At 68.7% G+C, this 17,913-nt stretch carries 14 protein-coding genes, 1 tRNA gene and 1 pseudogene; 10 read left to right on the top strand and 6 right to left on the bottom strand.

Annotated features, from left to right (window positions below; genetic code table 11):
* Window positions 1–342: 342 nt before the first annotated feature.
* The 3 genes and pseudogenes from R9X41_RS21795 to R9X41_RS21805 all read right to left on the bottom strand — a co-directional run.
* Window positions 343–447: pseudogene (locus tag R9X41_RS21795) on the bottom strand (hypothetical protein); the annotation flags it as partial.
* Between the two features lie 82 nt (window positions 448–529).
* Window positions 530–605 (bottom strand) — tRNA-Arg (locus tag R9X41_RS21800).
* 36 nt (window positions 606–641) lie between these two features.
* Window positions 642–1,304, bottom strand: coding sequence for a TetR family transcriptional regulator (locus tag R9X41_RS21805; protein WP_318632527.1), 663 nt, complete (start codon window positions 1,302–1,304; stop codon window positions 642–644).
* 212 nt (window positions 1,305–1,516) lie between these two features.
* Between R9X41_RS21805 and R9X41_RS21810 the strand changes: the two genes are divergently transcribed.
* The 5 genes from R9X41_RS21810 to R9X41_RS21830 all read left to right on the top strand — a co-directional run bounded on the left by R9X41_RS21810 (window position 1,517) and on the right by R9X41_RS21830 (window position 9,730).
* Window positions 1,517–2,776 carry an efflux RND transporter periplasmic adaptor subunit gene (locus tag R9X41_RS21810; RefSeq protein WP_318632528.1) on the top strand — a complete coding sequence of 420 codons (1,260 nt, stop codon included), beginning with the start codon at window positions 1,517–1,519 and terminating at the stop codon, window positions 2,774–2,776.
* Between the two features lie 14 nt (window positions 2,777–2,790).
* A complete protein-coding gene (locus tag R9X41_RS21815; RefSeq protein WP_318632529.1) occupies window positions 2,791–5,973 on the top strand; it encodes an efflux RND transporter permease subunit in 3,183 nt (1,060 codons plus the stop codon).
* Window positions 5,966–7,423 (top strand): efflux transporter outer membrane subunit, encoded by a 1,458-nt coding sequence (locus tag R9X41_RS21820; RefSeq protein WP_318632530.1) that lies wholly within the window; start codon window positions 5,966–5,968, stop codon window positions 7,421–7,423. Before R9X41_RS21815 ends, R9X41_RS21820 begins: the two co-directional genes overlap by 8 nt.
* A 124-nt stretch (window positions 7,424–7,547) precedes the next feature.
* Window positions 7,548–8,459, top strand: coding sequence for a c-type cytochrome (locus R9X41_RS21825; protein WP_318632531.1), 912 nt, complete (start codon window positions 7,548–7,550; stop codon window positions 8,457–8,459).
* A gap of 197 nt (window positions 8,460–8,656) precedes the next feature.
* Window positions 8,657–9,730: a glycosyltransferase family 4 protein gene (locus R9X41_RS21830; RefSeq protein WP_318632532.1), complete on the top strand. Its 1,074-nt coding sequence runs from the start codon at window positions 8,657–8,659 to the stop codon at window positions 9,728–9,730.
* On the opposite strand, the gene R9X41_RS21835 is transcribed toward R9X41_RS21830, so the two are convergent.
* Genes R9X41_RS21835 through R9X41_RS21845 form a run of 3 tightly spaced genes read right to left on the bottom strand, consistent with a single transcriptional unit; the run spans window position 9,714 to window position 11,751 of the window.
* The gene (locus tag R9X41_RS21835; protein WP_318632533.1) at window positions 9,714–10,250 is read right to left on the bottom strand and encodes a DUF2946 family protein; all 537 of its coding nucleotides are present in this window, start codon (window positions 10,248–10,250) and stop codon (window positions 9,714–9,716) included. The genes R9X41_RS21830 and R9X41_RS21835 overlap by 17 nt on opposite strands.
* Before the next feature lie 34 nt (window positions 10,251–10,284).
* A complete protein-coding gene (locus R9X41_RS21840) occupies window positions 10,285–11,307 on the bottom strand; it encodes a YheT family hydrolase (RefSeq protein WP_318632534.1) in 1,023 nt (340 codons plus the stop codon).
* A gap of 6 nt (window positions 11,308–11,313) precedes the next feature.
* On the bottom strand, window positions 11,314–11,751 hold the full coding sequence (locus R9X41_RS21845; protein ID WP_412556637.1) for a YybH family protein: 438 nt from the start codon (window positions 11,749–11,751) through the stop codon (window positions 11,314–11,316).
* Window positions 11,752–11,967: 216 nt separating this feature from the next.
* Here R9X41_RS21845 and R9X41_RS21850 point away from each other — a divergent pair, with 216 nt between their 5' ends.
* The 5 genes from R9X41_RS21850 to R9X41_RS21870 all read left to right on the top strand — a co-directional run bounded on the left by R9X41_RS21850 (window position 11,968) and on the right by R9X41_RS21870 (window position 17,908).
* Window positions 11,968–12,576, top strand: coding sequence for a LemA family protein (locus tag R9X41_RS21850; RefSeq protein ID WP_318632536.1), 609 nt, complete (start codon window positions 11,968–11,970; stop codon window positions 12,574–12,576).
* Between the two features lie 16 nt (window positions 12,577–12,592).
* Window positions 12,593–13,588, top strand: coding sequence for a TPM domain-containing protein (locus R9X41_RS21855; RefSeq protein ID WP_318632537.1), 996 nt, complete (start codon window positions 12,593–12,595; stop codon window positions 13,586–13,588).
* 7 nt (window positions 13,589–13,595) lie between these two features.
* Window positions 13,596–14,135, top strand: coding sequence for a TPM domain-containing protein (locus R9X41_RS21860; RefSeq protein ID WP_318632538.1), 540 nt, complete (start codon window positions 13,596–13,598; stop codon window positions 14,133–14,135).
* 118 nt (window positions 14,136–14,253) lie between these two features.
* Complete coding sequence (locus tag R9X41_RS21865; protein ID WP_318632539.1) at window positions 14,254–15,972, top strand: hypothetical protein; 1,719 nt, start codon at window positions 14,254–14,256, stop codon at window positions 15,970–15,972.
* A 214-nt stretch (window positions 15,973–16,186) separates the two neighbouring features.
* Complete coding sequence (locus R9X41_RS21870) at window positions 16,187–17,908, top strand: hypothetical protein (protein WP_318632540.1); 1,722 nt, start codon at window positions 16,187–16,189, stop codon at window positions 17,906–17,908.
* The last annotated feature ends 5 nt before the right edge of the window (window positions 17,909–17,913 follow it).

Consider the following 17,913-nt stretch of genomic DNA (forward strand, 5'->3'; position numbering starts at 1 on the left):
AGGCACAACGACCGTGCCCAAATCCGGATCGTCAGGCTCGAAGTCGGAGAACTGCGTGGTGTATCCCGGCCTCGTCAATAGCCGGCAGTACAGCCCAAGGTGCCCGTCTGCAGCCTGCCGAAGGAGATCCGCCACGTCCAACCCCATGGCAGCTGCAGCTTGACCTATAGGCAAGTAGCTGTGGGCACGCAAGGCAGGGCTGCCATCAACGAGCTTGAGGATGCTGTGGTAGTTCATCAAGGCCTCAGGTAGCTGGAGCTGTTCAATTTCCCAGAGCTTGCGCCGCCAGCCTGCGAGCAACTTGCAGGCCACAAGCTTCGCCATGGTCCGGCTACGCGCACCAGTGCTGGCCACAAACTCTCTGGAACCGAGGATCGGCCGCAGCCGAGTTGGGATGGCAAGTCGCGCGACGTAGATGCCGCTAGCGCGACGAAGGAGATTGTCCATTGAACACCCTTTGTATTAGGGTGCTGCGCACGGGGACACCTGCTCAAATATAAAGCAGCGTAATCAACGCTGTTTTGAGATGTGGTGCGGCTGGCGGGGATCGAACCCACGACCCTTGGCTTCGGAGGCCAATACTCTATCCACTGAGCTACAGCCGCTGTTTCTGGCATTGCGCCAAAGAGCGCGATTATGGCCTATTCAGCGACCACGTCCGCCCGGTCGGCCGAAGTCTTCACCTCCAGGTCGAACCCCAGCCCCCGCAGGTAGACGTCCACGGCGCTGGTGCCGCTGGCCACCAGGTCGAACGCGTCGGCATCGAGCAACCAGTTCTGGATGAGCCCGTCGACCAGCCCGTGCAGGCCGTGCACCGCGATCGCCGGGGCCAGCGCCAGCCGCAATCGCTGCCGCTCGGCGGCCCGCACCAGCCCGCGTTCGAGCTTGACCAGGCAGTCGTTGCGGCACTCCAGGTGGCGTTCCTTCACCGCCTTGAGTTCGTCCACGTACTCGACCTGATGGATCGCGATGTCGAACACGCGCCGCACCTGCAGATCGTCGCGCACCATGCTCAGCGCGGTGCGGACCGAGCCGCGGATGTCCTCGACCGGGTCGGCCAGCGGATCCTCGCCAAGGTGCCGGATGGTGTCTTCCATCGGCAACGTGACCCGCTCCATCATGGCGTTGAACAAGTCGGCCTTGTCCTTGAAGTGCCAGTAGATGGCGCCGCGCGTGGTGCCGGCCGCCGCCGCGATGTCCTGAAGCGAGGTACGCGAAACACCCTGCGCATGGAACAACTGCTCGGCGGCGTCGAGCAGGCGGCTGCGGGTGTGGAGCGCTTCTTCCTTGGTGCGGCGGGCCATGGTTCGGGGTTTCGTCAGGCGAGAGGGGCTTCGATCACAAGCGCGCCGGCTGGCACAGCGAATCAAGCTTTTACATGCAGCATTGTATGTATACTTGCGCCCGCCTCCGGCCGTAACCTACCGTTACGGTACGGATTGATTCCGAAAACGCAGTTTCGGCGTCAACTTCGACCTCTCCCGCATTGCTCCAAAAGTCATTGGAAGGACCCTCCATGCGCGCTTCGTGGAAAGCCCCGACTCCCGCCCGTTCCGCGGCTGCCTCATCGGCTCTTGCTCTCACCCTCGCCGCTGCCGTGCTCCTGGCGGCATGCGGCAAGAAAGAAGGCGCGCCGGCTGCAGGCGGGCCGCCCGGCGGCGGCATGCCGCCACCGCAGGTGGGCGTGGTCACGGTGCAACCGGGCAATGTCGGCATCGACACCGAACTGCCCGGCCGGGTCGAGGCATCGCGCGTGGCCCAGGTGCGCGCCCGCGCGGCCGGCATCCTGCAGAAGCGTCTGTTCACCGAAGGCAGCGACGTGAAGGCCGGCCAGGTGCTCTACCAAATCGATTCGGCGCCCTACGCCGCCAGTGCCCAGAGCGCGGCCGCCTCTCTGCAGCGCGCCCAAGCCAATCTTTCGCAGGCCAGCGCCACGGTGCAGCGCTACCAGCCGCTGGTCGAGGTCAACGCGATCAGCAAGCAGGACTTCGTCAACGCGCAGGCGACCGAGAAGCAGGCCCAGGCCGACGTGGCCGTGGCCAAGGCCGCGGTGACCAACGCACAGATCTCGCTCGGCTATGCCCAGGTGACCGCGCCCATCTCCGGGCGCATCGGCCGCACGCTGGTGACCGAGGGCGCGCTGGTCGGCCAGGGTGAATCCACGCAGCTGGCGGTGATCCAGCAGATCAACCCGGTCTATGTCAATTTCACGCAGTCGGTGGCCGAGGTGTCGCGCCTGCGCGCCGCCATGCAGAAAGGCCTGATCCAGCGCGCGGGCGGCTCCGAAGCCGCCGTGGTGCGCATCGTGCAGGAAGACGGCTCCGTGCTGCCGCAGACCGGCAAGCTGCTGTTCACCGACCTGACGGTGGACGCCACCACCGGCCAGGTCACCCTGCGCGCCGAGGTGCCCAACCCGGGCGGCGTGCTGCTGCCGGGGCTGTACGTGCGGGTGCGCATCGAGCAGGCGCAGGTTCAGAACGCGTTCCTGGTGCCGCAGCAGGCGGTGACACGCACGCAGCAGGGCGACACCGTGTCGATCGTCGGCGCGGACGGCAAGATCTCGCCACGGCAGATCAAGGTCGGCGGCTCCAAGGACAACCAGTGGGTGGTGACCGAAGGCCTCAAGGCCGGTGAGCAGGTGATGGTCGACGGCTTCCAGAAGCTGCAGATGATCCCGCCGGGCACGCCGGTCAAGGCAGTGCCGTGGCAGCCGGTCGGCGCCGCCGCGCCCGCTCCCGCAGCCCAGCCGGCGGCTCCGGCCGCGGCGACCAAGTAAACGGGAGCGCCTGCATGGCCAAGTTTTTCATCGACAGGCCGATCTTCGCCTGGGTGGTCGCGCTGTTCATGATCGTGCTCGGCGCGGTCTCGATCACGCAGCTGCCGATCTCGCAATACCCCACGGTGGCACCGCCCGCCATCGTGATGAACCTCGCCTACCCCGGCGCCTCCGCGCAGACGCTCGAAGACAGCGTGATCAGCGTGATCGAGCGCGAACTCAACGGCGCGGTCGGCATGATCTACATGGAGTCGGTGGCCCAGGCCGACGGCACCGGCACCATCACCGCCACCTTCCAGCCGGGCACCAACCCCGACCTGGCCCAGGTGGACGTGCAGAACCGGCTGGCCCGCGCCACACCGCGCCTGCCGGCCGCGGTGACGCAGCAGGGCGTGCGCGTCGACAAGTCGCGCGCCAACTTCCTGATGTTCGTGATCCTGTCGTCGGACGATCCGAAGAACGACGTCTACGCGGTGGGCGATTACGCCTCGCGCAACGTGCTGCCGGAAATCCAGCGCACCTTCGGCGTCGGCCAGGCGCAGCTGTTCGGCACCGAGCGCTCGATGCGGATCTGGATCGATCCGGCCAAGCTGACCGGCTTCAACCTCTCGGCCGCCGACGTGACCACCGCCATCCGCAACCAGAACGCCCAGGTGGCTTCGGGCAGCATCGGCGACCTGCCCAACATCACCGGGCAATCCATCGCGGCCACGGTGGTCGTCACCGGCCAGCTCTCCAGCGTGGAAGCGTTCGGCAACATCGTGCTGCGCGCCAACACCGACGGCTCCACCGTCAAGCTCAAGGACGTGGCCCGCATCGAGCTCGGCGCACAGGCCTATGCGACCTCGGCGCGCCTGAACGGCAAGCCGGCCATCGGCATCGGCGTGCAGCTGGCGCCGAGCGGCAACGCCCTGGCCACCGCCAAGGCCGTGCGCCAGCGCATGGGCGAGCTGCAGCAGTTCTTCCCGCAGGGCATCAAGTGGGACATCCCGTACGACAGCTCGGACTTCGTGCAGATCTCCATCGAGCAGGTGGCCCACACGCTGTTCGAGGCGGTGGTGCTGGTGTTCCTGGTGATGTTCCTGTTCCTGCAGAACATCCGCTACACCATCATCCCGACGGTCGTGGTGCCGGTCGCCCTGCTGGGCACCTTCGCGGCGCTGCTGGCGCTGGGCTTCTCGATCAACGTGCTGACCATGTTCGGCATGGTGCTGGTGATCGGCATCGTGGTGGACGACGCCATCGTGGTGGTGGAGAACGTGGAGCGCATCATGGCCGAGGAAGGCCTGGCGCCGCTCGAGGCCACCCGCAAGGCGATGGGCCAGATCTCCGGCGCCATCATCGGCGTGACCGTGGTGCTGATCTCGGTGTTCGTACCACTGGCCTTCTTCAGCGGCTCCACCGGCAACATCTACCGCCAGTTCTCGGCGGTGATGGTGACCTCCATCGCGTTCTCGGCCTTCCTGGCGCTGTCGCTCACACCGGCCCTGTGCGCGACGCTGCTCAAACCGATCGAGAAAGGCCACCACGAGAAGAAAGGCTTCTTCGGCTGGTTCAACCGCGGCTTCACCCGCACTGCCAAGGGCTACGAGAGCCTGGTGGCGCGCCTGCTCAAGCGCGCGGCCCGCTACCTCATCATCTACGTCGCCATCATCGGCGTGGTGGTGGTCGTCTACCTGCGGCTGCCTTCGTCCTTCCTGCCCGACGAGGACCAGGGCAACATCATCGTCAACGTGCAGCTGCCGCCGGGCGCCACGCAGGAGCGCACGCGCTCGGTGCTGGAGCAGGTCGAGGGCTTCATGCTCAAGCAGCCCGAAGTGCGCAGCATGGTCGGCGTGATGGGCTTCAGCTTCTCCGGCCAGGGCCAGAACGCGGCGCTCGCCTTCGTCACGCTCAACCCTTGGGACGAGCGCCATGGCGAGGAGCACAGCGCCAAGGCGCTGGCCGGCCGCGCCTTCGGTGCGCTCTCGCAGATCCGCGACGCCTTCATCTACCCGCTGTCGCCGCCGGCGATTCCCGAACTCGGTACCGCCTCGGGCTTCACCTTCCGGCTGCAGGACCGCGCCGGCAAGGGCCACGACGCGCTGGTTGCCGCGCGCAACCAGATGCTCGGCATGGCCGCTCGCAACCCCAAGCTGGCGCAAGTGCGCCCCAACGGCCTGGAAGACGCGCCGCAGTTGCGGCTGGACATCGACCGTGACCGCGCGCAAGCGCTGGGCGTGGACTTCGCCGCGATCAACGCGGTGCTCTCCACCGCCCTGGGCTCCAGCTACGTCAACGACTTCCCCAACCAGGGACGTCTGCAGCGCGTGGTGGTGCAGGCCGACGCGCCGGCGCGCATGCAGCCCGAGGACCTGCTGAAGCTCAACGCGGTCAATGTGCGCGGTGCGCCGGTGCCGCTGTCGTCGTTCACCACCACCCGCTGGGTCACCGGCCCGACGCAGACGGTGCGCTACAACGGCTATCCGGCCATGCGCATCGACGGCTCGGCCGCCCCCGGTTACAGCTCGGGCGACGCCATCGCCGAGATGGAGCAGATGGCCAAGCAGTTGCCCGAAGGCTTCGGCTACGAATGGACCGGCCTGACCCGCGAGGAAAAGATCGCCGGCTCGCAGGCGACCATCCTCTACGGCTTCGCGATCCTGGCGGTGTTCCTCTGCCTGGCCGCGCTCTACGAAAGCTGGTCGATCCCGCTGTCGGTGATTCTGGTGGTGCCGCTTGGCGTGGTCGGCGTGCTGCTGGCCACACTCATGCGCAGCTACTCCAACGACGTGTACTTCCAGGTGGGCCTGATCACCATCATCGGCCTGTCGGCGAAGAACGCGATCCTGATCATCGAGTTCGCCAAGGACCTGCAGGCCACCGGCAAGAGCGTGATCGAGTCGGCGCTGGCCGCCGCCCACCTGCGTTTCCGGCCGATCATCATGACCTCCCTGGCCTTCATGCTGGGCGTGCTGCCGCTGTTCATCGCCAGCGGCGCAGGCTCGGCCAGCCAGCGCGCCATCGGCACCGGCGTGATCGGCGGCATGATCACCGGCACGGTGCTGGCGGTGTTCTTCGTGCCGATCTTCTTCGTGGTGGTGCGCGGCCTCTTCAAGGGCAGCAAGCGCCAGCAGCAGATGTATGCCCAGCATGCCCAAGCGGCCGGCGTGGGCGACGAGCCACCCGCATCCACGGATGGAAACCACCATGCGTAAACCGACATTCGCCCTCGTGGCGCTCGCCGCCGCGGCCGCCATTTCCGGCTGCAGCTTCATCCCGAAGTACGAACGCCCGGCCGCTCCGGTCGAGCAGGCCTTCCCGCCGGCGCCGGCCATCGACGGCGCGGCGCCGCGACTGCCCGACGGCGCTGTCGCGGCCGACCTGCCCTATCAGCGCTTCTTCACCGACGAACGCCTGGCGCGGCTGGTGGGCATCGGCCTGTCGGGCAACCGCGACCTGCGCGCCACCGCGCTCGCCATCGAGCAGGCCCGGGCGCAGTTCCGCATCACCCGCGCGGCGCAGTTCCCGGCCGTGGGCCTGGCCGCCAACGCCACGCGTGCGCCGAACCCGGTCACCGGCGACCTGTACAACACCTACCAGCTCGGGCTGGCCGTCACCTCGTGGGAGCTCGACTTCTTCGGCCGGCTGCAGAGCCTGAAGGAACAGGCGCTGTCGACCTACCTCGCCTCTGAAGAAGGCCGGCGTGCCGCGCAGACCAGCCTGATCGCCGGCATCGCCAACGCCTGGCTGGCGCTGCAGGCCGACGAGGAACTGCTCGACATCTCGCGCCGCACCGTCGCCACGCGCGAGGATTCCGTGCGCCTGACCCGCATGCGGCTGGAAAACGGCGTGTCGTCCGCGCTTGACGCCCGCCAGGCCGAGTCTCTCGCCGAAAGCGCGCGCGCCACGCTGGCCCAGGCGCAGCGCCAGCGCGCGCTCGACGAGAACTCGCTGGTGCTGCTGCTCGGCCAGCCGCTGCCGGCCGACATCCGCAGCAGCCTTGCCGGCAATCGCCTGGCCGACGTGGCGCCGTTCCCGGTACTGCAGGCCGGCCTGCCGTCGGACCTGCTGACCCGCCGCCCGGACATCCGCCAGAGCGAGCAGCAACTGATCGCGGCCAACGCCAACATCGGCGCGGCGCGGGCGGCGTTCTTCCCGCGCATCTCGCTGACCGCGCAGGCGGGCTTCGCCAGCAGCGAGCTGTCCGACCTGTTCAAGAATTCGGCCTTCAGCTTCGCGCCCTCGCTGCTGCTGCCGATCTTCGACGCCGGCCGCAACCAGGCCGGGCTCGACTCGGCGCGCGCCGGTCGCGAGATCGCGGTCGCCCAGTACGAGAAGGCGATCCAGACTGCCTTCCGCGAAGTCGCCGATGCACTGGCCGGCGAGGCCACGCTCGCCGAGCAGCTGCGCGCGCTGCAGGCCCAGGCGCAGGCGGAGAGCGGCCGGTTCGAGCTGTCCGACCTGCGCTACCGCAACGGCGTCTCGACCTACCTCGACCTGCTCGACGCCCAGCGCTCGCTCTTCGCCGCGCAGCAGGCCGTGGTGCAGACCCGGCTGGCGCAGCGGCAGAACCAGGTCGCGCTGTACCGCGCCCTCGGCGGCGGCTGGACGGCGGCCGACGAAGTCGCCGCCAACAACGCCGGCGGCACCGCTTCGCCGCGCTGAGCCTCATGGAAACCCCCCTGTCCCGCGGGCCGCGCGGCAGGGGGTGGCTCCCTATAATCGTTCGCTGATTCCCGGCTACTCCACGCCTGGATCGCCCCGATGAAAAGCTGAGGACGCCAAGCCCATGAGCGAGACAAATCCGGCAGACGAGGGCCACTCGGGCCCGATCAAGAATCCCAAGCAGTTGCTGGTAGCGGTCTTCTTCTCGTTCGTGGTGCCGATCTTCGCGATCATCGGGCTCGTCCTCTACGTCACCTCCGCCAACAAGCCCGCGCCCGGCGTCAGCGAGGCCGACTCCCAGAAAGCGCTCGAGGCACGCATCCAGCGCATCGGCACCGTCGAGATCCGCGATGCCAACCGGCCATTGCAGTCGGGCGAAGATGTCTTCAAGGCCCAATGCGCCACCTGCCACGCCACCGGCATGGTCGGCGCGCCGAAGTTCGCCGACGCCGCCGCCTGGGGTCCGCGCCTGGGTCAGGGCTACGATGGCCTGCTGCATTCGGCGCTCGCCGGCAAGGGCGCCATGCCGGCGCAGGGCGGCGGCGACTTCGACGACGTCGAGATCGGCCGGGCGGTGGTCTACATGGCCAACGCCGGTGGCGCGAGCTTCCCGGTGCCCGACCGGCCGGCCGCCACGGCCGCCGCCGGTGCGGCAGCAGCGACCACGGCACCCGCGCCCACCGCCGCGCCGGTGCAGGCGGCCGCTGCATCGCCGGGGCCCGCCACGGGCACGCCGGCCGGTGCCGCTCCTGCCGCTGCACCGGCCACAGCTGTGGCGGCGTCCGCCGCCACGGCCAATGCGGCAGGCGAGGCGCTCTACAAGCAGACCTGCCAGGTTTGCCACGCGGCCGGTATCGCCAACGCGCCGAAGTTCGGCGACAAGGCGGCGTGGGCACCGCGCATCGCCACCGGCATGGACACCCTGGTCAATGCCGCCCTCCATGGCATGGGGGCGATGCCTGCGAAGGGCGGCTCCAGTGCTTCGGACGCTGACGTGCGTGCGGCCGTCGAGTACATGGTCAATGCCGCCCGATAGATGCGGGTGTGAACCGCAATCGATCGCCGAAAAAAATCGCAGCCCCTGCCGGCTGACTGGCTACTGACGACCTGCGGCTTTTATGCCACGCCGAGGTCGGCATACGTTATGCTTTGCGGCGTTGCATCTCTCTGCAAACGGGCGTCCTGCTGCGTTCCCGATCCACCTTCGGCGCTGTTTAAATGAAGTACATCTATATGGCCGGGCCGCTCGGACCCAACGGCGGCGGCATGTTGCGGGTGGTCGACTATCTGATCCAGGCGCAGGACGGTTTCGAATGCTATCGCGATGCCCACATGGTCAAGCTGGACACGCGTGGCGGTGGCAGTCCGGCGAGCTCTTTCATTTACCTCGGCCGGGCGATGGCCACGATCCTGCGCAGTCGCATCGACGGAAGCTTGGCCGGTCTGCACGTCAACATGGCCGAACGCCTGAGCGTGCTGCGCAAGGGAATCCTCGTGATGTTCGCGCGCTCGCTCGGCATTCCTGCGGTTCTCCATCTTCATGCCGCGCAGATGGAAAGCTACTACCGCACCGCGTCTGCCCCCACGAGGCTGTTCACCCGTTCGATCTTCCGGATGACGACCCACAACATCGTGCTGGGCGACAACTCACGGCGCTTTCTGATCGATGTGATCGGCATCAGTCCGGACAAGGTCAGCATCGTCATCAACGGCGTTCCCGGCCCGGCCAACCTGCCCGAGTCCCGACCGGATCGGCCCCGAAAGCGTGTGCTGTTTCTCGGCAATCTTTCCGATCGCAAGGGGCCTGCCGACCTTCTGCAGGCGGTCGCCGATCCCCGCTTCGATCCGGAAACGATGGAGGTGTTCATCGTCGGTGGCGGCGACGTCGAGAAATATCGCCGTCTCTCGGACCGGCTGGGCCTTCAGAGGCTGGTGAGCTTTCTGGGCTGGGTCGATCAGGCCAAGGCAGCCGAGGTGCTGCGATCGGCCGACGTGATGATTCTGCCTTCCTACGACGAGGGTCTCCCGCTCGTGGTGCTGGAAGCGCTTGCCAATGGCATCCCCACCATCTGCACACCGGTCGGCGAGATCCCGACGGTGCTGCAGAACCGGGTCGACACCCTTTTCGTCAAGCCAGGCGACATCCAGGCGATCGCCGACAACCTGATCGATGCGCTGACCGACGGCGAACTCAGGCGCTCCCTGGTGAAGAATGGCCGCAAGGCTTACGAGAACCGTTTCTCGCTGGCCAAGTTCTCCTCATCCGTGGCCGCGATCCACGCCAAGCACTTCAAGCTTTCCCACTGACCGGGTGCCGCTGGAAGCCGCAGCGCCGCTCCAGTTCCGCATCGGTCACGGGCCGGGGCTGCCAGGCGCCGGATTCCACCGCCTCGGCCGCGTGCAGCATGTCCAGCGTGTGGACCAGCCCGCAGCCCAGCGCGGTCACGAGGTAGAGCCGACCGCGCTCGTCCACCAGGCACTCCGACACCTCGCCCGCCGGAAGACCGGTGTGCGAGTTCACACTGCCATCCGAATCGACGCGCCAGACGAAGGGCGCGGCTTCCAGTTCCACATACACCCGCTGCGGACCGTTCTGGAAGAACCAGCGTCCTTCCTCGTCACCCTGGTAGTTGCGCGCGATGAAGCCCAGCAACTGTTCGTGCCGCAGCACCGCCCCGCGCGCCGCCGCAGTCTCGGGAAACACGCCCGCGGCCTGCGCCGCGTCGTCGCGCAGATACCAGTCGCCCCGCGCGTCCAGGCCCAGCCAGCCGAAGCAGTCGGGCACGTTGGGCCACTTGGCCATGGCTTGTTTCACGATGTCGTCCATGCGTGGATTCTGTCGGAGCATCGCGACGCGCGGGTTACGACGGGTGGCGCGACGTGTGGCCGAGGGGCAGGTGCGCGCCCAGCCAGTGGCAGACCGCCTCCGGCATTGCATTGACATCGCCCGGCGGCAGCGCCCCGCGCGGAAAACCGACATGCCCGCCATGCCGCGGCCGCCACAGCACGACATGGTCGCCCGAGACCCGGGTCGGCAGGCTCTGCACCGGCACGAAGGGGTCGTTGGCCGCGTTCAGCACCAGCGCCGGCAGCCGGATGTCGCCCAGGCGCGGCGCGGCCGAACAGCGGCGCCAGTAGTCCTCGGCGTCGCGAAAACCGTGCAGGGGTGCGGTGAAGACGTCGTCGAAGTCGTACAGGTCGCGGGCGGCCTTCAGCACCTCGGCATCGAAGAGCCCCGGATGCTGCACCAGCTTGGCCAGCGCCTTGGGCTTCATGCTGGCCAGGAACATGCGGGTGTAGACATGGCGGTTGAAGCCCCGGCCGATGGCCCGGGCGCTGGCGCCCAGGTCGATCGGCGAGCACACCGCCGCCACCGCCGACACCAGCCGGGCGGCGTCGGCGCCTGCTTCCTCGGCCCAGCGAAGCAGCGCATTGCCGCCCAGTGAAACCCCCACGGAGAGGATCGGACCTGCGCCGTGCGCCTCGCGCAGCCGCTGCAGCATCCAGCCGATTTCCTCATAGTCGCCCGAGTGATAGGCCCGCGGCGCCAGGTTCAGGGTGCCGGCGCAGCCCCGGAAATGCGGCACCGCGAAAGCCCAGCCGCGCGCACGGGCGGCGGCAGCGAAGCTCTGCGCGTACGCGCTGGCCGACGAGCCCTCCAGGCCGTGGAACAGCGCCAGCAGTGGGCGCTCGTCGCCAGCCCCGGCTGAGTCCGCCGCCCAATCCACGTCGATCACATCGCCGTCGGCGGTGTCCCAGCGCGTTCGCCGGTAGACGGGCGCCGAACCGTCGCCGCGCCGTGCGTACAGCGCCGACCACACCGTCTGGAGATTGCCGCCCGGCAGCCACCAGGGCGCACGGTACCGATTGAAATCCGCCGGCACGTTCGTTCAGTGCAGGGTCTGGGCGCCCTCGGTGCGGGCGGTGGCTTCGCCGATCGCGCCGGGGCTGGCGTGGTGGGCCACCATGCGCCAGCCTTGCGCGGTCTTCTGGAACACGTTGGTGGCCACCACCACGGCTTCGGCTTCGCCGTCGGGCATGGCGAGCGTCATTTTCTCGACCACGCTGTGCACGCTGGTGGCCAGCGTCTCGACGCGCCGCACATCCTCGTAGCGGATCTGCGGCGCGCCGCGCGCGAACAGGGCCTCGAAGCTGGCGCGGATCTGCGCCACGCCGACCAGCCGCAGGCCGCCCGGGTGCACGCAGAAGATGTCGTCTTCGTCGGCCCAGCAGGCCATGAGCGCGGCCAGGTCGCCGGCGCGCAGCGCCTCGTAGAACTGGGCCTCGATATCGTCGGGCCGGCCGCCGACGGCCGCGGTGGATTTCATGCGGGTGCTGCGCATCTTCAGGCGGCTCGGCTGGGCTGCGGGGAGACGGCGGCGGTAGCTCGGTGCATGGATGGCTTTCCTGGCGTCGCGCGCAAGGCGACAAAGCGCAAAGCATAGCCTCGCGGCGGATACCGGTTGATGCAGACGGTCCGTTGCGCCGCCCGAAGCCTGTGTCAGACTCGCCGCCTGTCACCCCCGACGGCATACCCCCACCCTATGCGACACCTTACGCTTTCCCTGTTGCTGGCCGCACTTCTCACGGGTTGCGGCTACAACGAATTCCAGAGCCTTGACGAGCAATCGACCGCCGCCTGGGCCGAGGTGCAGAATCAATACCAGCGTCGCGCCGACCTGGTACCCAACCTGGTCGCCACGGTCAAGGGCGAGGCGAAGTTCGAGCAAGACACGCTCACCCAGGTCATCGAGGCACGCGCCCGCGCCACCTCGATCCAGCTCACGCCCGAGGCGCTGAAGGATCCGCAGGCCTTCGAGCGCTATCAGCAGGCGCAGGCGCAGCTCGGCGGCGCGCTGTCGAAGCTGTTGGCGGTGTCGGAAGCCTATCCCGATCTCAAGTCCAACCAGAGCTTTCGCGACCTGCGCGTGCAGCTCGAAGGCACCGAAAACCGAATCACCGTGGCCCGCAACCGTTACATCCAGTCGGTGCAGGAATACAACGTGAAGGCCCGCAGCTTTCCGACCAACATCACCGCCCGCATCTTCGGCTACACCCCCAAGCCGGCCTTCACCGCCACCGGCGGCGCCCAGGACGGCCGTGCGCCGACGGTCGATTTCGGCACTTCCTCCTCCCCACCGCCCGCACGCTGACAGGAGCCTTCGCGCTTTGATTTTTCCTTCGTTTTTCCATCGGTGGCGCAGCCCGGCATTCGCCTGGCTGGCCGCCGCTTTCCTGCTGACGGTGCTCATGGCGCCGTCGGCCGCGCGGGCGCAGAAGCTGCAGCCGATTCCCGCGCCGTCGATGCACGTCACCGACAACACCAACACCTTCGATGCCCGCCAGAAGGGCGTGCTGGAGGCGCGGCTGGTGAATTTCGAACAGGCGACCGGCTCGCAGGTCGCCATCCTGATGGTGCAGACCACTGCGCCGGAAGACATCGCCGCCTACGCCAACCGGGTGGGCAACACCTGGAAAATCGGCCGCCGCGCCATCGGCGACGGACTGGTCATCATCGTGGCCAAGCGCGACCGCAAGGTGCGAATCGAGGTCGCCAAGGCGCTCGAAGGCGCCGTGCCCGACCTGGCGGCCAAGGAAGTCATCGACGAGGCCATCACACCGGCCTTCCGCATCGGCGACTATGTCGGCGGCCTCACCAACGCGCTCGACCGCCTGGAGCAGCGCATCCGCGCCGAGGCGCTGCCTTCGCCCAACCCGCCGGCGCCCGACGCCGCGCAGGGCTCCATCGACGGCGACGAGCCGCTGGCCGATCGCGGCAAGACCGGCTTCCAGTGGTATGACCTCGCCGTGTTCCTCTTCGTTGCCGTACCGGTGCTCGGCGGCGTGGCCCGGCGCGTGCTGGGACGACGGCTTGGCGCGGTGCTGGCCGCGGTGGTCGTCGGCGGACTGGCTTTTCTCTTTACCTGGAGCGTGGTGGCCGCCGGTGTCGCCGGCGTGCTGGCCTGGGTGCTGGCGATGCTGTCGTGGAGCGGTCTGGCGCCACGCCTGGGCTCACGCGGCGCGGCCGGCGGCGTGATCGCCGGCACCGGCTTCGGCGAACTGACGCGCAGCCCCTTCGGCGGAAGTTCACGTTCGTCGGGCGGCGGCTTCCGCTCGGGCGGCGGCGGCGATTTCGGAGGCGGTGGCGCCTCGGGCGACTGGTGAGAGCGACATGACCAAGATCTTTTCCCGGCTCGCCCGCATCGTGCGCCACCGCTGGCGTGACGAACGCGATATCCGCAAGTCCATCCCGCCCGAACTCGTCGCCCAGCTGCAGCGACAGGTGGCGGCCAGCGAGCGCCACCACACCGGCCAGATCCGCGTCTGCATCGAGGCCGGCCTGCCCACCAGCTACCTCTGGCGCGACGCCACGCCGCGTGAACGCGCCCTCACCCTGTTCGGCAAACTGCGTGTGTGGGACACCGAAGAGAACAACGGCGTCCTCGTCTACCTGCTGCTGTCCGAACACGCCATCGAGATCGTCGCCGACCGCGGCCTCAACCGCCACGTCGGCCCCGGCCAGTGGCAGCACCTGGTGGCGCACATGGGCGACGCCTTCGGCGCCGGCCGTTACCAGGACGGCCTGACCCAGGCGCTCGACGACGTCACCACCCTGCTGGCAACCCATTTCCCGACCCGGGACGACGGCACCCAGCATCCAAACGAGCTGCCGGATGCCCCGGTGCTCCTGGGCGACCTGCCGCCCGGCTAGGCGATCCGGTCTTCGGCGTCGCGCTTCGCCCCGGCGGCGTCGGCGTCGCTCGACGGCATGACGAAGCGGCAAAAGCGCGGAGCATGCGCAGCCTCACATCCTTCATGCGAGCTCCGACATGCTGCCCTCCGTTCCCACGGCCGTCGCCCCGACGGCGCCCCATCCGCTTCGCCGACCCGATGCGCCGACACCAGCCACGGAGCAGCAGAGAGCCGTCACCACCTTCGAGCACCTCTCGCGCGAAGTTCAACAACTCATCACCGAAGTCGGCCTGCGCCGCAACGGGCACGAGCAAACGCTGGACGTCGACGCGACGCAGGTCTTCAGCGGTCTCAACCAGGAACTTCGCGACACCTTCTCAGACCAACGTCCCGCGCTGCTGGCGATGCGCGCTCTGGAGGCAGCGCGCGACGACGCCGGCTGGCAGACGGCCTGGACCCGGCTCGCCGAAGTCCCGAAACAATGCCGCGACCTTTGCGTCGACTCGGTGTGGTCGGCCGTCACCAGGCTCGCGCCGAAGTGGACCAACGAGCAGCTCGAGCAGACGCTGGCGAAGCTGCTGGGCCTGGACTGCGCCACGTTCAGACCCGTCGAAGGCGCTGTATTGCCGTCGCGGCCTTGGCTCAGGGCCCTGCGCCTGCTGCTGGAGCGCGAGACCAGTCCCTCCCCCACGATCGTCGCCGGCCTGTTGCGCCTGGCCGAGGCACAGGGCCCGATACCGGCGAAGACCTGGCGCCGCCTGATGGAGCACGTTGCGCGAGCGGCCTCGCGGTGGCCGGCGCCGGACCCGGCATTCACGGAATTGCCCGGACTCGACGAGCGCCAGGTCGAAGAACTGACCGCCATCGTGGATTGTGCGGCGCTGGCCGGCGAAACCCTGGAGCCTGACGAACTGGGCGCCCTGGTGGAACGCGTGCAGCACGAGACCTCGCCGCCATGCCGTCACATCGCGCTCGACCTGCTGCTTCGGTGTCATGTTCCCCCGGGTTGCCACCGGCCACCGGCCTTGCTGGAGGCCGTGGGTCGCCTGCCGGCGGCCGAACTCGAACGAGCACTGCGCACCTTGGCCGGAATCGGCTCCAAACTGCACGCCCACGAATTCGTGGTGACCCACCTGGACCGCATGCCGCCCTCGACCGCGATGCGCTTCATCGACCTCAAGCGCGATTCGAGCTTCCTGCAGATCGAGTGCGGTGGCAGCCCGACCAACCCACCCATCATCCACCCCTTGCTCGACCGCGCCCGCAGCGACCCCGGCGAACTCCGGCGCACGCTGGAAGTGATGGCCGATCGATCGCGTGCGGAACCCACCGGGATCCTGCGCTACCGCCTCGCCGCCGTCGCGATGCGCGAGAGCGCCGGCTTGCCGCCCGAGGACCGGATCGCGGTGCTGGCGCGTATTCCCTTCGCGTCGGTCGATGGCTGGGTGCCGGCCTGGGAAGAAACTTTGCGGCAGGCACCGCTGCCCGATACCAACGCAGGCCTGCTCGGCCGCGTGCGGGCGCTGACAGCCGGCCCCGCCTTGCCCGCCAACCTGCCGTGCCGGCTGGGAGAGCTGTACGCGCCGCTGGCCGCATTGCCGCCGCAGCAGCGCGCTGTTGCCCTGGAAACCGTGGCGCATATGTGTGCGAACGCACAACAAATGCCGCTCTCGAACGCCCACTGGCTGCGCCTGATCGACCTCTGCGAGAGCCTGCCTTTTCATCTGCGCCGCCGACCGCTGGACGCGCTTCAAGCGAACGCGGCCCGGCGTGTTCGCGGCGCTCCGCCGCAATTGCAGGCGCTCGAAGACGCCACGGATGCCGCCCGGCGGGGCTGGCTCGCCGAGCAGGTCTGAGGCGCGCGCCCGGCGCCGGTCGCTGCGGTGGGCGCGGCTACGCAGAAGGGCAATCGACGGCATGCTGACCAAGGTGCGAAACCACCGCAAGCGCGCTGCGCGGCGCGCGATGACGGATCCGGACATCGTTCGACACTGGCTCACGGGTTCGCGCGATCGGCGGCGGCGGCATCTGGGTTGGCGACCCGATCGGGCACGGGGAGCATCCGGCCCCATGTTGCCCTCCACCGCCCTTTCCGCCACCGCCGCGACCTCGCGGCCAACTTCTCTCGCCGCGCAGGCCATCTCCACCGGCATCGCAGCACCGCCAACCCGCCTGGAAGAGCTCCCGGTCGAAGTCCACCAGCACATCGTAGGACTCGGCCTGCTCCGCGAGGGCCATGAAGGCTTGCTCGACGTCAGCGCCCTGCGAAGCCTGAACGGCCTCAACCACCGACTCCGCGCCACCTTCTCCGAGCAACGCCGCGCACTGATCGCCATGAGCGCGCTCGACGAAGCCGACGACGACACGAGCTGGCAGGCGGCCATGGCGCTGATGGCCGCCGTGCCGCCCCCATGGCGCGAACTCTGCCGCGAGAGCGCGTGGGCGGCCTTCGCCCGACGCGCGACGACGTGGAACGACGGGCCGCTGGAGCGCGAAATCGCACGTCAGCTCGAACTGAACCCAACCACCTTCGCCCCGATCGACCGTGCGGCGCCTCCATCGCCCCTGTGCCGCAATGCCCTGCGCCTGCTGCTCGCCCGCGACAACAGCCCATCGCCCCTGCTGGTCGCCAGCCTGCTGCGCCAGGTGATGGCTGGCGGGCCGGTCGCGCCGGCGCAATGGCGTCGGTTGATGGCGCAGCTCGGCGAGTCGGCCCTGCGCTGGCAGGCGGCCGAAGGAGGCATGTTCGCGCTGCCTGCGCTCGGCGCGACGCAGAACGCCGATGTCGCCGCCGTGCTGGACTGCGCGGCCGCCGCCGGCCGTGTGCTTCAGCCCGCCGAACTGGCCCGGCTGGTGCAGCGCGTGGAGCGCGACACCTCGCCCGCCTGCCGCCCTGTCGCGCTCGACCTGCTGCTGCATGGTGCTGTTGCTCCGGGCGTTCGCTGGGAGCCCGTGCTGCACGACGCCGTGGCGCGCCTGCCGCCTGCCGATCTGGAAAAGGTCCTGATTCGCCTGACGCAGGAAACCTCCGATCCGGAAATCCGCGGTTTTGTGAATGCGCAGTCGGATCGACTGCCGGCGTCTGCGGCGATGCGCCTGGTCGACATTCAGAACGATGCGAATTTCTTCGCGCCTGCGAACGATGCCGGTGCGGATCACCAGCCCACCATCGGCCGTCTGCTCGACCGCGCACGCGGTGACACGGCCGAAATGCGGCGCTTGCTGGAAGTCGTGGCCGACCGTTCACGCCACACGCTGCCGCAAGGCCGACACAGGCGCCTGGCTGCCATCGTCATACAGCAAGGCGACGACCTGCCGGCCGAAGATCGGCTCGCGGTACTGGCTCGGCTGCCGTCGGACCTGCTCGCTCTCGGGCAATGGGCCTACCACTGGAACCGTGCCGTAGATGAGGCTCCGCTGCCGGCCACCACCGCCGGCAGGCTCGACCGGGTCAGGTTGCTGACCGCCGGCGCGCAGCCAGTGGCGAATCTGCAACCACGGCTGGAAGAACTGGAACTGCCATTACGAACCCTGCCGCAGGAACAGCGCTCCGCAGCCGTGGTCGCTGTCGCCCGCATGTGCGGCCATGCGCGGCATGCATCGATTGGCCAGAGAGCATGGCACAGCCTGCTGGATCTGTGCGAAAGCCTGCCCTTTCATCTGCGGCGCCAGCCGCTGGAGGCACTGCAGGCCACCGCGGCCCAGCGCACTCGTGGCGTGCCACCGCGACTGGCCACCGTGGTCGCCGCCACCGCGGCGGAGCGCCATCACTGGCTCGCGACGCACCCCTGATCCAA

Source organism: Xylophilus sp. GOD-11R (assembly GCF_033546935.1).
Taxonomy (GTDB): domain Bacteria; phylum Pseudomonadota; class Gammaproteobacteria; order Burkholderiales; family Burkholderiaceae_C; genus Xylophilus.